16 protein-coding genes are annotated in these 15,126 nt (G+C 48.1%); 4 read left to right on the forward strand and 12 right to left on the reverse strand.

Annotation, left to right across the window (positions count from 1 at the left end; all coding sequences use genetic code 11):
- Positions 1-44: 44 nt before the first annotated feature.
- From BV910_RS08940 to BV910_RS08955, 4 genes are all read right to left on the reverse strand, one after another.
- Positions 45-836: a transporter substrate-binding domain-containing protein gene (locus tag BV910_RS08940; protein WP_078147089.1), complete on the reverse strand. Its 792-nt coding sequence runs from the start codon at positions 834-836 to the stop codon at positions 45-47.
- 181 nt (positions 837-1,017) lie between these two features.
- Positions 1,018-1,359, reverse strand: a complete 342-nt coding sequence (locus BV910_RS08945) for a DUF952 domain-containing protein (protein ID WP_074036735.1) — start codon at positions 1,357-1,359, stop codon at positions 1,018-1,020.
- A gap of 56 nt (positions 1,360-1,415) precedes the next feature.
- Complete coding sequence (locus tag BV910_RS08950; RefSeq protein ID WP_012726551.1) at positions 1,416-1,844, reverse strand: BrxA/BrxB family bacilliredoxin; 429 nt, start codon at positions 1,842-1,844, stop codon at positions 1,416-1,418.
- Positions 1,845-1,879: 35 nt separating this feature from the next.
- Positions 1,880-3,064: a class I SAM-dependent methyltransferase gene (locus tag BV910_RS08955; protein WP_078147090.1), complete on the reverse strand. Its 1,185-nt coding sequence runs from the start codon at positions 3,062-3,064 to the stop codon at positions 1,880-1,882.
- A gap of 99 nt (positions 3,065-3,163) precedes the next feature.
- On the opposite strand from BV910_RS08955, the gene BV910_RS08960 reads away from it, so the two are divergent.
- From BV910_RS08960 to BV910_RS08970, 3 genes are all read left to right on the forward strand, one after another.
- Positions 3,164-3,937, forward strand: a complete 774-nt coding sequence (locus BV910_RS08960; RefSeq protein WP_031423357.1) for a sporulation protein — start codon at positions 3,164-3,166, stop codon at positions 3,935-3,937.
- A gap of 118 nt (positions 3,938-4,055) precedes the next feature.
- Positions 4,056-4,430 carry a hypothetical protein gene (locus BV910_RS08965; protein WP_143404769.1) on the forward strand — a complete coding sequence of 125 codons (375 nt, stop codon included), beginning with the start codon at positions 4,056-4,058 and terminating at the stop codon, positions 4,428-4,430.
- A 20-nt stretch (positions 4,431-4,450) separates the two neighbouring features.
- Positions 4,451-4,666 (forward strand): hypothetical protein, encoded by a 216-nt coding sequence (locus tag BV910_RS08970; RefSeq protein WP_078147092.1) that lies wholly within the window; start codon positions 4,451-4,453, stop codon positions 4,664-4,666.
- Positions 4,667-4,706: 40 nt separating this feature from the next.
- Here the strand turns inward: BV910_RS08970 and BV910_RS08975 are convergent, their stop codons facing one another.
- The 8 genes from BV910_RS08975 to BV910_RS09010 form a co-directional block, all read right to left on the reverse strand.
- Complete coding sequence (locus BV910_RS08975; protein ID WP_078147094.1) at positions 4,707-6,026, reverse strand: dihydrolipoamide acetyltransferase family protein; 1,320 nt, start codon at positions 6,024-6,026, stop codon at positions 4,707-4,709.
- A gap of 12 nt (positions 6,027-6,038) precedes the next feature.
- Positions 6,039-7,016, reverse strand: coding sequence for an alpha-ketoacid dehydrogenase subunit beta (locus BV910_RS08980; protein ID WP_078147095.1), 978 nt, complete (start codon positions 7,014-7,016; stop codon positions 6,039-6,041).
- On the reverse strand, positions 7,016-8,023 hold the full coding sequence (locus BV910_RS08985; protein ID WP_371328154.1) for a thiamine pyrophosphate-dependent dehydrogenase E1 component subunit alpha: 1,008 nt from the start codon (positions 8,021-8,023) through the stop codon (positions 7,016-7,018). Before BV910_RS08985 ends, BV910_RS08980 begins: the two co-directional genes overlap by 1 nt.
- A 12-nt stretch (positions 8,024-8,035) precedes the next feature.
- Positions 8,036-9,445 carry a dihydrolipoyl dehydrogenase gene (gene lpdA / locus BV910_RS08990; RefSeq protein WP_078147096.1) on the reverse strand — a complete coding sequence of 470 codons (1,410 nt, stop codon included), beginning with the start codon at positions 9,443-9,445 and terminating at the stop codon, positions 8,036-8,038.
- Positions 9,429-10,520, reverse strand: a complete 1,092-nt coding sequence (gene buk, locus BV910_RS08995) for a butyrate kinase (protein WP_078147097.1) — start codon at positions 10,518-10,520, stop codon at positions 9,429-9,431. The genes lpdA and buk overlap by 17 nt, the downstream gene beginning before the upstream one ends.
- Before the next feature lies 1 nt (position 10,521).
- Entirely contained in the window at positions 10,522-11,643 is a 1,122-nt protein-coding gene (locus BV910_RS09000) for a Glu/Leu/Phe/Val family dehydrogenase (protein WP_012726561.1), read from the reverse strand.
- Between the two features lie 25 nt (positions 11,644-11,668).
- Positions 11,669-12,565 carry a phosphate butyryltransferase gene (gene yqiS / locus BV910_RS09005; protein WP_078147099.1) on the reverse strand — a complete coding sequence of 299 codons (897 nt, stop codon included), beginning with the start codon at positions 12,563-12,565 and terminating at the stop codon, positions 11,669-11,671.
- 121 nt (positions 12,566-12,686) lie between these two features.
- Positions 12,687-14,324 carry a sigma 54-interacting transcriptional regulator gene (locus BV910_RS09010; RefSeq protein ID WP_078147100.1) on the reverse strand — a complete coding sequence of 546 codons (1,638 nt, stop codon included), beginning with the start codon at positions 14,322-14,324 and terminating at the stop codon, positions 12,687-12,689.
- Positions 14,325-14,457: 133 nt separating this feature from the next.
- On the opposite strand from BV910_RS09010, the gene BV910_RS09015 reads away from it, so the two are divergent.
- Complete coding sequence (locus BV910_RS09015; RefSeq protein WP_031423346.1) at positions 14,458-14,706, forward strand: DUF2627 domain-containing protein; 249 nt, start codon at positions 14,458-14,460, stop codon at positions 14,704-14,706.
- The last annotated feature ends 420 nt before the right edge of the window (positions 14,707-15,126 follow it).

The raw sequence follows: 15,126 nt of genomic DNA on the forward strand, positions 1-15,126 counted from the left end.
AAAAGGGCTGACCGATTCATCTTCAGTCAGCCTCGTACGATTCATTATTCGGCTGGCGCAGCCTCTTCTTCAAACCATTTCTGTGCTAACTCTTCGATTTCTCCACTGTCGATCATCTTCTTCAACTCTTCGTTGAATTGATCGCGGAGTTCATCATCTTTACGGAAGGCAGCAGCAGAACCTGCTTCTTCTTCGTCCACAATTTCAAATGTCGTCAATTCACTATCTTGCTCGAGGTATTTTTTCGCGACCGTATCTTCGATGACCATCGCGTCAATACGTCCTGTCTTGATTTCTTGAATGATCTCAGGAATCTTGTTCAACGAGACGATCTCAGTATCTGTGATTTGATCTTGTGCAATCCCTTCTTGAATCGAACCGAGCTGGACTCCGATCTTTTTCCCCTTCAAGTCTTCAAGTGATTGAAGCGAATCATCTTTTGACAAGATCAAGTTCACCGCTGTGAAATAAATATCTGAGAAATCGGCATTTTCTTTACGCTCTTCTGTCGGAGTCATCCCCGCCATTACGAAGTCGACTCGACCTGCATTGAGGGCTCCAAGTAAGCTTCCGAAATCCATATCTTCAATTTTCAATTCATATCCCATGTTCTCTGCCACTTTTTTGGCGATATCGATATCAAATCCGACAATCTCGTCGCCATTCGCTGTATCGACGAACTCATATGGGAAGTAATCGGCACTTGTACCCATGACGATGACTTTGTCATCCTCACCATCGGTCGATGTCGATCCTCCTTCGTTCACGTCTGCCCCACACGCGACTGAGAACGCGGCCAGTCCTGCTAAACATAATGCTAGAAAACCTTTTTTCATCTTCATCTCCCTTTCATAGTTGAATAATAATTATCAGAACATTAACAAAATTATGACATATGTGTGAACGTTGCTCAACTGTTCTATGACACATCAGTTGTCCGACTTGTGTCTTCAACCACTATATACACATAATTATTACTTGTAAAGTATATTCATGCAAATTATACAAAAAAGAAGGTCACATTCGCTCGAAAGCGAAATATGTGACCGTTCCATTGTCGCGTGACCCATACGGTTGCACCTGTTTGACCGAAGTCATGGGGATGGCGCTATACACATGCGGGTAACGTTCTCCATCCTCATCCAATTCATAATGTAGCAGCTGACCAAGTCGGTTGACGTGTAACGATACGAGAACGACCGCTTCACCCGAATACGACTTTTTGACGACCTTTCCAATCTGTTGCGGCGTACAACATTTGATTGTCCCTTCCGATTGAAGTGACGGTTCATTGATTTCACCGCGTGACAGGGCAATCATATATTCTGCCTCCGTCATGATTTTGATGACTGGTTCCATATACCCTGCCCCTTTTCACAAAAGCGCAAAGGCAGTGCCTTTGCGCCGATGCTTGATTATGCGAAGTAGATGTCGAATAATGTTTGCAATTGGTCGACGAGCTCTTCAGCAGTCGATGACTCAATTTCACTACGCTCTACCATCGTCACGATGTTGCCATCCTCAAGAAGTGCGATTGACGGTGAAGACGGTGCATATCCTTCAAAATACTCACGTGCACGATCTGTCGCTTCACGGTCTTGACCAGCAAACACGGTCACGAAATGGTCAGGCTTCACACCTTCCATTTTGTTCACATATGCAGCAGCTGGACGAGCGATCCCGCCTGCACACCCACAAACCGAGTTGACGAGGACGAGTGTCTTCCCTTCTTTTTTCAGCGCCCCGTCTACTTCTTCCGGTGTCGTGAGCTCTGTGTATCCTGCAGCACGTACTTCGTTACGCGCTTGTTCGACTACATCTTGAAAATATAATTGAAAATCCATGTTGTTTCCCCTTTCGACATTTCGTCTATACTCCCTTATTTTACGTCTTGTTCTACCTCGAGGACAAGTCTATCGCTCAATTCACGTTCTAAGAACGGATCTGCCTGTAACATTTGTTTAAAGGCGAGATAACGTGCCTTCGTCTCAGCAGTCGCCTGACGGTTCGTCAAGTAGGCACGAATCATGATATTTTTTGGGGTATGCTCGAGGTCGATGAATTCGAGCAGCTGGGCATCATACCCGACAAGACCGAGCAGTTCAGCCCGAATCGAATCGGTCGCGAGTGACGCGAACCGTTCTTTGATCAATCCATGCTGAAGCATCACGTCCAGATTCGGTGCTTGAATTTGACGATTCAATTCCTTTTGACAACACGGGACGCTTAAGATGACTTTCGCGCCCCAACGGACAGCACGTGCCAATGCCATATCGGTCGCCACGTCACATGCATGAAGAGTCACGACCATGTCAACAGCTGTTTCCCCTTCATATTCATTAATGTCTCCGACTAAGAATTCGAGTCGTTCATATCCAAGATCTTTTGCAATCGATGCACACTCTTCGATGACCTCTTTCTTCAAATCGAGTCCTGTGATATGCACGTCATATCCTTTCATCTCATGAAGGAAATGATAGAGCGCAAACGTCAAATACGACTTCCCTGACCCGAAATCCAAGATTCGAACGGTACGGTCTGCCGGCAAGTATTTCAGTGAATCCTCAATGAACTCGAGGAAGCGGTTGATTTGTTTAAACTTGTCATACTTTTGACGCTTCACTTTCCCGTCCGCTGACTGAATGCCAAGTCGAATGAGAAACGGAACTGGCTCGTCGAGCGGGAGCACATACTGTTTTTCACGATTGTGGCTCAGTTGAACTTCTTTTTGAGCCGTCTGCTTTTCTTTCAACGTCACTTTGAACTTTTTCGATAATTGGAACTGGAGGTCAGAATCCTTTAACTGAAACTGTCCTTGTCGGAACGTTTCGAGAAGCTCATTCACTTCCGTGACGGCCTCATCTGGTGTCAAGTTTTTATGGTTCATCACCCGCTCATACTGATACTCGAACTGGATATGATACGCATTTCGTAGCATGACCGGTTTCAATTTGACCCGTCTGAGATCGCTAGATTTTTGACGGGGTTGACTGATGGTCGCCGACACGAGATGATTTGATTGTAAGACGTCTGCGAGACGCTCTTGTAACGCTTTATATTCCAATGGATTCAATCCTTTTTTAGAAATTTTGAAACATATCGTTTCACCTGTCCGTACATACTATTACACGAAGACGACGTTACGTCAAAGGAGGATACACATATGTTTAAAAAGATTTTATCATCAATCGGAATCGGTGCCGCAAAAGTCGACACACGTTTGAATGAAAGCCACTGTACACCGGGTGGAGAACTCACTGGAGTCGTCCATATCGAAGGTGGTTCGGTCGAACAATCCGTCGACAGTATCTATCTCTTCTTCAATACGTTGTATAAACATGAGGTGAACGATAAGTCGACATACTCGACGTTCACGATTGAAAAAATCTTATTGAATGAAGCACCGTTTATGATTGGTCCTGGAGAAGTGAAAGAAATTCCGTTCACAGTCAACGTCCCGTTCAATACGCCACTCTCTGTGAGCCAATCAAAATCATGGATTGAAACGGGCCTTGATATCGCCCAAGCCGTCGATCCAAAAGATGAAGATGCGATCACCGTACAACCGAATGCAGCTCAACAAGTCATATTAGATGCGATGGACGAGCTCGGATTCCGTTTGAAGAAAGCCGACACGGAGATGCTCCCGGCACGTCATCGTTCGGGACGTCTTCCGATTGCCCAAGAACTCGAGTATTCAGCGAACGGTTCGCGATTCGGTCGCCAGTTAGACGAGGTAGAAGTTGTGATTCTACAAGACGAGGATGCCATCGAATTGCTCATTCAAGTCGACCGCAGTGTCCACGACCTCGGAAGTCTCTTTGCTGACTTGACGGGAACGGACGAGTCGACTCATCGTGTACGCTATGACGCTGCACGTTTATCAGTAGCTGAAGTTCGTCGCGACATCGAATCGATGATTGAACAATCGATTTAAGGAAATCACTGACACGCCATTTCTATGAATGGCGTGTTTTTCTGAGGTATTGAATTTAAGCATCCATTTTTTTACAATGAACATATGGAATAAACCCTTTTCTGGAGGTGACTACATCTTGTTTGCTTTAATAATGATTGGGAGCCTTTGTCTTGTAACGCTTGCCTTACCGATTCTAGAGACCAGTCTTTCTGATTCACTCGCCTATTTCACGCTTGGTGGACTCGAGGTGCTGATTGGTTTGATTGCCATGTGTCTCATGCGCAATCCGTCGACAAACGCCTTATCATTCATGAAGTTCATGCCCTATCTTGTACTATTGATTCATTTCCCTACCTCACTCCTTTTGCTTTGGATTTCTTCGGTCAGACATGATGGGGTTTCTGCATTTTCATTAAACTATATTTTTATATACTGGATGTTCCTTCTCGTGTTCGTCGTAGTCAGCAGATTGACGTACCGTGTCCATCAAAGACGATTCGAAGGTGCATGATTAGAAAGGATGATTCTACATTGGATCTACTTCAATTTCTTTACGACCGAGCAATTCCACTCACACTATTCACGACACTCGGCCTATTCAGTCTCATGTTTGCGTTCGCACTATATAAATCCAAACCACGACTCTCCAAAGGACTCGTCACAATAGGCATGTCCTTGTCGTTTCTTCTCTTACTGATCTCAGCCGCAAGCTTCGTCTTCACGGTATTCCTTGGCTATAACTCATAAGAAATGGAGGCACCCCACTGGGAGCGCCTCCATTTTTTAATCAATATACGGTATATGTGTTTGGGTCAATCGACTCGAGTGAGTGCTTGATCGCTTGTAAGAACTGACCTGCGACGAGACCGTCAAGGACACGATGGTCGACGGACATACAAAGGTTGACCATATCGCGTGCCGCGAACATCCCGTTTATCCAGACCGGACGCTTCACAATCGACTCGACCGATAGGATTGCCGCTTGTGGGTAATTCAAGATTGGTGCCGATTGAATCGAACCAAACGCACCTGTGTTGTTGATGGTGAATGTCCCACCACGCATCTCTTCAGCCTTCAAGCGGTTCTCACGCGCTCGCGTTGCCACGTCTTGAAGGGAAACGGCTAGTCCTTTAATATTCTTCTCATCCGCTTGGCGAATGACCGGTACGTAAAGGGCGTCGTTTGCCGCGACGGCTACCGAGAGATGGATGTCTTGGTGAACTTTGATGTGATCTCCTGCCCACTCCGAGTTCATAATCGGATACTTCTTCAATGCTTCGATGGCTGCCTTCATGAAGAACGGCATGAACGTCAATTTGACACCTTCCCGTTTCATGAACTCGTCTTTCAATTTCGCACGGGCTTCAACGAGGTTCGTCACATCCACTTCAATCATGAGCCATGCGTGTGGAGCCTCGTGTTTCGAGCGGACCATATTGTTCGCAATCGCTTGACGTACCCCGGCTGTCGGAATCGATTCATAACGGCCAGATGAAGTCGATGATGATGCGACCGGTTGTGACGGTTCAACGACAGGACGTGGTGCCTCAGTCGGAACGTCCAACTTCGTCTGTACCATCGTCTCTTGGACAGGCGCTTGTGTCGCTTGCTCAGAAGTCGATGCCGGACGTCCTTCTGATAAGTAACGAAGAATATCTTTCCGCGTGATTCGACCGCCTAGACCGCTTCCGCTCAGTTCATTCAAATCGATATCATTCTCGTTGGCGAGTCGGATGACAGCAGGAGAGTATCGACCGTTTCCACTTCGTTTTTTCGGTGCAGTGGCGACAGCTTGCTTAGAGACGGATTCTGCAGGTGGCGTTTCTGCAATCGGTTCTGTCTTCGTCTCAACTGCCGCTTCCTCCGCGCTCTCGACTTCCATCGTCAATACCGGTGTCCCGACGCTGACGGTCTCCCCTTCTGGAATGAGAAACTCTTTGACGACTCCTGCGCTAGTCGCCGGAATCTCTGCCGTCACTTTGTCCGTCATGACTTCCGCGAGTGGTTCATATTCTTCCACACGGTCTCCCGGTTTGACGAGATAGGTCGTGATCGTGCCTTCTGTCACACTTTCCCCAAGTTGGGGCATGGTAATCGTTTGTTCCATGGAGATGCCTCCTTAAAACGCTGCGAGCTGACGCGCCCGCTCGGCAATTTTTTCTGGGGATACGATAAAGAATTTTTCCATAGGTGGTGCATACGGCATTGCCGGCACATCGGGGCCAGCCAAACGCTCAATCGGCGCATCGAGTTCGAAAAGCGCCTTCTCCGCGATAATCGCCGCCACTTCTCCGATGATGCTTCCTTCTTTGTTGTCCTCCGTCACGAGTAACACTTTACCCGTCTTCTTGACCGATTCGATGATCGCTTCTTGGTCGAGCGGGTAGACGGTACGAAGATCGAGGATGTGCGTGCTGATTCCTTCTTCTTCGAGCGTTTTCGCAGCCTCTTGTGCCATATGCACGCAAAGACCGTACGTGATGATCGTGATATCGTCACCTTCCCGTTTGACAGCGGCCTTACCAATTTCAACCGTGTATTCGTCCGTCGGCAATTCCGCCTTCAAAAGACGATAGGCACGCTTATGTTCAAAGAAAAGAACAGGGTCGTTCGAACGGATTGCTGCTTTCAACAATCCCTTCGCATCGACAGGGTCAGATGGAATGACGACTTTAAGACCTGGCGTCGAACTGAACATCGCCTCGACTGATTGCGAGTGATAGAGAGCCCCGTGAATACCCCCACCGAAAGGAGCACGGATGACCATCGGACATGTCCAATCGTTGTTTGAACGGTATCGAATTTTTGCCGCTTCTGAAACGATTTGGTTCACTGCTGGCATGATAAAGTCTGCGAATTGCATTTCTGCGATCGGTCGCATGCCGTACATGGCAGCCCCGACTCCGACTCCGGCAATCGCACTCTCAGCGAGCGGTGCGTCGATGACACGATCCTCTCCATATTTTTCAATCAACCCTTGTGTGGCACGGAATACACCACCACGAACGCCGACGTCTTCCCCGACGACGAAGACGTTTTCGTCGCGCTCCATTTCCTCATGAATCGCTTCATTGATCGCTTCGATAAACGTTTTCATCATTTTTCCTCCTCATAGACGTAATCCAGTGCAGATTCAGGCGATGCATACGGTGCTTTGTCCGCATATGTCGTCGCTTCATTCACTTCAGCATCGATTTGTGCATCGATTTCAGCAAGTGTATCCGCCGTTGCGATTCTGTCGTTCACAAGTCGTTGACGGAACAATTGAATGCCGTCCCGCTCTTTTAACCCTGCCAATTCTTCTGCTGAACGGTATGCTTTGTCATCATCATCTGATGAGTGTGGCACGAGACGTTCAACTTCTGCTTCGATTAGCGTCGGTCCTTCTCCGCGAATTGCACGTTCACGCGCTTCCTTCACGACCGCATAGACAGCGATCGGGTCTGTCCCGTCGACTGTCACACCTGGCATGCCATATCCTTTCGCTCGATCTGACACGCGCTCGCATGCCAACTGTTTTGTAAGTGGAACCGAGATTGCATACTTGTTGTTCTCACAGAACAAGATGACCGGCAACTTATGGACACCTGCAAAGTTTGCGCCTTCATGGAAGTCTCCTTGGTTCGAAGACCCTTCTCCGAACGAAACGAACGTGACGAGTTCTTCTTTTTTCATCTTCGCCGCAAGTGCGATCCCGACTGCATGAGGGACTTGTGTCGTGACCGGAGACGAACCCGTCACGATGCGATGTTCTTTCGATCCGAAGTGACCAGGCATCTGACGACCACCTGAGTTCGGATCTTCCGCTTTCGCGAATGCCGATAGCATCAAGTCTCTTGACGTTTGACCGAAGTGAAGGACGACCGCCACATCACGATAGTAAGGCAAGACGTAGTCGATTCCTTTCTCGAGTGCGAACGCCGCACCGACCTGCGCCGCTTCTTGTCCTTGACATGAGACGACGAATGGGATTTTCCCGGCGCGGTTCAACTTCCACATCCGTTCATCGATTTTGCGGGCACGTACCATCGTTTCGTACATCGCCAATAAATCTTGCTTCGTTAAACCAAGCTCTTCATATGAGTTTACAGTCATCTGTTCCATCCTTGTTCCTCCTTAGGCGTGAATCGGTAATCCATCGACGGCAAGAGCCGCTTCTTGGAAGGCTTCGCTCAGTGCAGGATGCGGGTGCACAAGTTGTCCCATCTCCCAAGCCGTCGCGTTCAAGACGAGCGCGAGTCCACCTTCTGTGATGAGTTCGGTCGCTTTCGGTCCGACGATATGAACACCGAGAAGGTCATCTGTTTCTTTGTCCGAAACGAGTTTGACGAATCCGTCGGCTTGCCCTTCAATTCTTGCTTTTCCGAGCCCATTGAAACGGTACGTTCCTGTCTTCACATCATGTCCAGCCTCTTTTGCCGCTTCTTCTGTCAAACCGACCGAAGCGACTTCAGGGACACTGTATACACAGCGTGGAATGAGCGCGTAATCGAGCGGTGTCGGCTCAAGACCAAGAATCGTCTCGACCGCTTTCACACCTTCTGCCGACGCGACGTGGGCGAGTTGTAACTTCCCGATGCAATCCCCGATTGCGAAGATATGACGTTCTTTCGTCCGATACTGACTATCGACTTGAATGATGCCGTTCTCTACGACGATAGAAGTGTTTTGAAGTCCTAAGTCTTCCGTGTTGGCAACTCGGCCAACCGAGACGAGGACACAGTCTACTTGTAACATCTCTTCCCCAACAGCAAGCTCCACTGCATTTTCGTGAATCAATGTTCGTTCAGCGTCGACCGTCACGCTCTTCTTCACACGGACCTCGCGCTTCTTCAAAAGACGCTCCACTTCACGCGATACTGCTTTGTCCTCGAGTGGGAGTAATCGATCGCCTACTTCGATCAACGTCACGTTCACATCTAAATCGACGAGCATGGACGCCCATTCCACTCCGATGACCCCGCCACCGACAATCGCAATCGATTCAGGAAGCGTTTCAAAATTGAGGAGGTCGTCTGAATTCAAAATCCGCTTGTGATCGAACGGCAATCCAGGAAGTTCACGAGGAATCGACCCTGTCGCGATAATCAATTGATTCGGCAAGATCAGTTCTGATTCACCGCTTTCATCTTCAACGGATACAGTCCCTGGTTGAGGTGAGAAGATGCTTGGTCCAAGGATCGAGGCCTTTCCGCGAAACACTTCAATTTTCCCTTGTTTCATCAAATGCTCGATTCCTTTTTCAAGACCAGCCACAAGATCACGTTTATATGTTTGAGCCCGTTCCATATTGAACGTCACATCTCCCGTCTCCACGCCATACGTCGAACTTTGCTTCGCCGTTTGATAGACATGTGCAGCTTTTAAAAGTGCCTTCGTCGGGATGCAACCTCTATGTAAGCAGGTGCCGCCTAACTTTCTCGCCTCGACGATTGCGACAGATTTACCAGCCTGGGCCGCCTTGATTGCAGCCACATATCCTCCTGGTCCTCCACCGATGACGACAACATCAAATTCTCGTGCCATGTGTATCCCCCTCATAAACTCGTGCGGTCTCTTCCTTCTCGATGACGCGAAGTGCACCTTCAGCCAACGCTTTAAGCTCATCTTCACCCGGATATACGTGTACCGGCGCAAGATAAGTGACACGCTCCTTGATTTTTTCAGTCAGCCACTCGGAATATGCAATCCCGCCCGTCAGTAAGATGGCATCCACACGACCGCATAATGTCGCGCCGTGTTTTGAAATCTCTTGAGCGACACGATAAGCCATCGTCTCATACAACAGCCTCGCCTCATCATCACCTGATTCGATCCGCTGCTCAATCTCAATGGCATCGAATGTACCGAGATGAGCAAACAGGCCGCCCTGACCGACAATTTTCTTTTTCATTTCCGATTCTTTATACCTGGTACTATAACATAGTTCTACTACCTGTCCAACAGGAATCGAGCCTGCCCGCTCCGGCGCGAGCGGTCCATCTCCGTCAAGACCATTATTCACGTCGATGACTCGACCTGCCGCATGGGCACCGACTGTGATTCCCCCACCAAGATGCGCAACGATAAGATTCAGCTCATTGTAATCGCTTCCATTTTCGGCCGCGAATCGTTTCGCGACAGCCTTTTGATTGAGGGCATGGAAAATGCTACGACGATTGATTTCCGGCATGCCTGTCTTTCGGGCCAATTCGCCCATCTCATCGACGACGACCGGATCCACAATGAAACTAGGAATCCCTTCAGCTCCCCCGATTTTCGAAGCGATCAGACCTCCGAGATTCGATGCATGCATCCCAAAACGTCCGCTCGTCAAATCTTCACGCATGAGTTCATTGACCGTATACGTTCCAGACGTCATCGGTGCAAGCAAGCCACCACGACCGACGATCGCGGTCAAATCATTGACCGCGATGCCCGTCTCTTCTAACAAGGCGCGTACTTCTTGCTCACGATGAGGCAACTGCTCTGGAAGTGTGAGACCCGTCACATCGATTGAATGTCGGACCGTACGTGTCATCACTTCTTCCTTCCCAGCAAACAATCCAACTTTCGTCGAGGTCGACCCTGGGTTGATTGCAAGAATTAGCCGTTTTGTCATCTTAGCGTCTCCCTAGAATGCTTTTTTCAACTTTAAGGAACTGGCTGCGTGAACGCGACATCATGTGAATCCGCTCTTCCGCCATCTTATCGGCCGCTACATGCGTTGGTACACCATCACGTTCTGCGATTTCAAAGACGCGCATCATGTTGTCATAGATGAGTTCGACTTTCTTCATTGCCCGTTCACGGTTGTAGCCTTCAAGTTCGTCTGCGACGTTGATGACACCACCTGCATTAATGACGAAGTCTGGTGCGTATAGAATTCCATTTTCGTCGAGCACGTCTCCGTGACGATCTTCTGCCAATTGGTTGTTGGCAGCACCTGCGACGATTTGTGCTTTCAATTGTGGAATTGTTTTGTCGTTGATGACGGCACCGAGGGCACATGGAGCGAAAATGTCACATTCGACCGCGTAAATCTCATCCGGTTTGACGACCGTCGCACCAAAGTCTGCTTCGGCACGTTTGAGTGCTTCCTCGTTAATGTCAGTCACAATCAAATGAGCACCCTCTTCGTGGAGGTGGCGACATAAGTTGTAGGCCACGTTACCAACACCTTGTACAGCAACGGTCTTCCCTGCGAGCGAATCTGTCCCAAATTTCCATTTCGCAGCAGCCTTCATTCCACGATACACACCATATGCCGTGACCGGTGAAGGGTTACCACTTGAACCGAATGCAGGACTGACGCCCGTGACGTAATCCGTTTCCATGTGAATGAAGTCCATGTCGGCAACTGTTGTATTTACATCTTCAGCCGTGATGTAACGACCACTAAGAGATTGAACATATCGTCCGAATGCACGGAAGAGCGCCTCTGATTTATCTGTCTTCGCATTTCCGATGATGACGGCCTTCCCGCCCCCAAGGTTGAGACCCGCTGCAGCATTTTTATATGTCATTCCTTTTGCGAGACGCAACACATCCGTGAGTGCCTCTTGTTCTGATTCATAGTTCCACATACGTAGTCCACCGAGAGCTGGCCCGAGCGTCGTGTCATGGATGGCGATGATCGCCTTTAGTCCAGACGCTTGGTCTTGGCAAAATACGATTTGCTCATAGTCCTCAGATTGTAAGACATCAAAAATACGGAAGCGTGGCTCAGTGTTTGTTTCCATCATGATTAATTCCTCCTGTTAAGTACGATTAATGTTTAGCATGTAACAAAGCGAACGCGAGCGAATATAGCTTCGCTTCGGCAGTATCGGCACGACTTGTCAATACAACAGGGGCAGATGCGCCGACGACAATCGCCGCTACGCTCGCCTCTGCGAAATACATGATTGATTTATAAAGGACGTTGCCGACCTCTATGTAAGGTACGACTAATAAATCGGCTTGACCGGCAACTTCACTGTTGATTCCTTTTTGCTTTGCTGCGACCATGTCGACAGCGTTGTCGAGCGCGAGAGGTCCATCTACGACACAGCCCTTGATTTGTCCACGTCGATTCATTTGGCTAAGTAGTGCCGCATCGAGAGTCGCATTCATTTGTGGATTGACTACCTCGACTGCTCCAATGGCTGCGACTTTCGGCGATTCGTAACCGATGTCATGCATCGCTTCTACCGCATTGTGAATAATTTCGACCTTCTCTTCGAGTGTCGGTGCGATATGAATCGCCGCATCCGTCACTCCAATCAACTTTTCACGATTCGGAATTTGGAATAGTGCGATGTGGCTGAGCGTCCGCTTCGTACGGAGTCCAGCTTCACGATTAAGGACGGCTTTCATAAATGTCGATGTCGACACCATCCCCTTCATGAGGACGTCCGCCTCTTTATTTTTCACAGCTAATGCGGCACGTCGCGCAATCTCAACGTCACCTTTCGCATGTAAAATATCGACGGCTGACTTATCGATTCCATGCTGTTCACATAACTTTCGGATGTCTCGAGCTTCACCGAACAAAATGAAGCGTGACAGTCCATGATCCGTAGCGAGTTTTACGGCCCGGATGACTTCTTCGTCCGCTGCCCCCGCAATGGACACGGTACAGCCTTCTAACTCTTTTGCTTTCGTCAGCATCCGTTCAAAATTCATCATTGTCCCCCCTTGCTCTCTACACTATATCATAAGCAAGTTTGTTTCCTAAATTGTAAGCGCTTTATAATGCGGATGACCATGCAAATTAATGCTTACCGTGCATAAATTTTCCTGCAAATTATTGCGTGGTGTCGAGCTTGTTGTATAATGTTCGAATCGAAATCTTCAATCGGCGGGCTGCTTCTGATTTGTTGCCACTTGCCTCTTCAATTGCTCGTTCAATCAAATCGCGTTCATATTTTGCAACGGCCTCGTGAAACGTTCCAGATTCGACCACTTTTTGACTCGTGGAACGATTGGATAACTGCAAATGATGTGGGGCAATCCACTGTTCGGAGCTTGCCATATAAATCATCGCACGACCAATCACATTCTCCAGTTCTCGCACATTCCCTTTCCAATGCTGGCTCTTCAGTAATGTTAAGGCATCTTCGTCAACGCCACGTACACTACGACCGTATTCTTGATTCAGTTTACGGATTATCCGTTCACATAGTGCCTCGAGTTCATTTAATCGCTCACGTAATGGTGGGATATGGATCGGCATCCGATTGATTCGGTAATACAAATCTTCCCGGAATGTTCCGTCTGCTACTTTTTGTTCGAGATCGGCATTCGTTGCGGCAATGATTCGGACATCGATTGGGATTGCCGTCGTCCCTCCGACACGGACAATTTCATTTTCCTGGAGGACACGTAAGAGCTTCACTTGGACATCAAGAGGGAGCTCTCCGATTTCGTCTAGAAAGAGTGATCCGCCATCCGCTTCTTCGAAATATCCGGTTTTCCCGCCTCGTTTAGCTCCACTGAAGGCTCCATCTTCATAACCGAATAGCTCACTTTCAAGAAGGGTAGGTGAAATCGCCGCACAGTTCACGCGAATGAACTTTTTATATTTTCGAGGAGATTCTCCGTGAATGGCATGGGCGAACAGTTCTTTTCCTGTTCCCGATTCTCCGCGAATCAATACCGTCACTGGGGTCACAGCGGCAAGTTTCGCCTGCTCGATGACAAATCGCATGGCGTCACTCGTAGCAATGATATCGGCAAACTGATATTTGGCTTCTAGATTCCGGATGCGTGTTTTTGCCTCCTGCAATTCATCACGTAGGGCACGAATCTGAGATACGTCACGGATGACCCCAACCGAGCCTCGCAACTTTCCTTCAACGATGATCGGTTCTGCATTCACAAGAATATCTCGTCTCGTCGCCCCAATTTGCATCCGAATGTCTCGAACGCCTTGCCCGGTCGATAGTACTTTCAAATGGACGCTTTCCTGCATTCCGATATCTGCCGTCGCTGGTTTGTCGACCACATCTTCTTTTTTGAATCCGGTCAACCGTGTATAAGACGGATTGATCAAAATCGTGTTACCGTGATGATCTGCGACAGATATGGCCTCACTCGTACATTCAATGATGGCCTCGAGCATTTGTTGATTCTGTTTCAATCGTTCGACCACAATCCGAATAAATTCCCCTGGTAAGACGACCGCATCCTTGAAATGATCCTTTAATTGTTCAAACGTTTGATGTTTCCCCGTCGTTTCGATGACAAAATCTAGTGTCGCATCCGCATACTGTTTCCAATCGTCCGCCACAGATATGCCATAACTTTTAGCAAGGGCTATTCCTTCTGCAGATGTATCAGAATCTACGACCGCTACAATCGTTGCAAGCGGCGAATCCATCAGCATATGAAGGACTTCGGTCCCCCCTTTTCCTGCCCCCACAATCATCAATCGTTTATTCATACATATTCCCCCATCATCATTCTTCTCTATTTCATGCTACTGAATCCGCACCTGATTCGCAAGCTGCCCAAAATAGACCGTGTCGAACAGATCGATTTCTGTTAAAATAATGTATGGTAAAGGAGGAGATTGCATGCGTTTTATCGCGCTTCTAATCTTAATCGTCCCTGGGTTATTAGGTGTTTACGGAATCAAATTGCTACGTGATAGCTTCTTTTTGAAGACGAGCGCACCGTTTTCATGGTTCGATTCACTCGCTGCCGCCTCCATGTTGCAGGGGACCTTTGGGCTTCTGCTCGCCATGGGCGGGATCGGATTTGTAGCCGGCTATATTTTTAACCGCGACAAAAAAACAGGAAAAGTACAACGCCTCGACTCATAAGCACACAAAAAAAGGTTCCCTAACTTGACTTCATTTCAAGTGCGGAACCTTTTATTCATATTGAATTGTGATCACTACGGATGATCTCCTTTCAAACTACGTTACTTACTTTGACATGAAATCCAACGTCTTCTTAATGAAGAAGTATGAAAGAACTTTAGTAACTGCCGTCTTGCGTGAACGGAATCTTACCATTCGAGTTACTAACTGATTTACTTATCGGATCATGTCGAACCATCCATCGTGAAGTCGAACGCTTGCCATAAACTGTTCAACGGTTGACAACACTCCTTTTGGTTAACTGAACGATTGTTTTTTCCTATATCAACCCCTAGCTTCGAGTTGATGATAGAATCGCCTCGCGAATGAGCGACTGTCGCGACCTCACGTCGGGACATTAACGACTTGAGGTGTCGTTCC

The organism is Exiguobacterium sp. HVEsp1 (genome assembly GCF_002009685.1).
Classification (GTDB): domain Bacteria; phylum Bacillota; class Bacilli; order Exiguobacteriales; family Exiguobacteriaceae; genus Exiguobacterium; species Exiguobacterium profundum.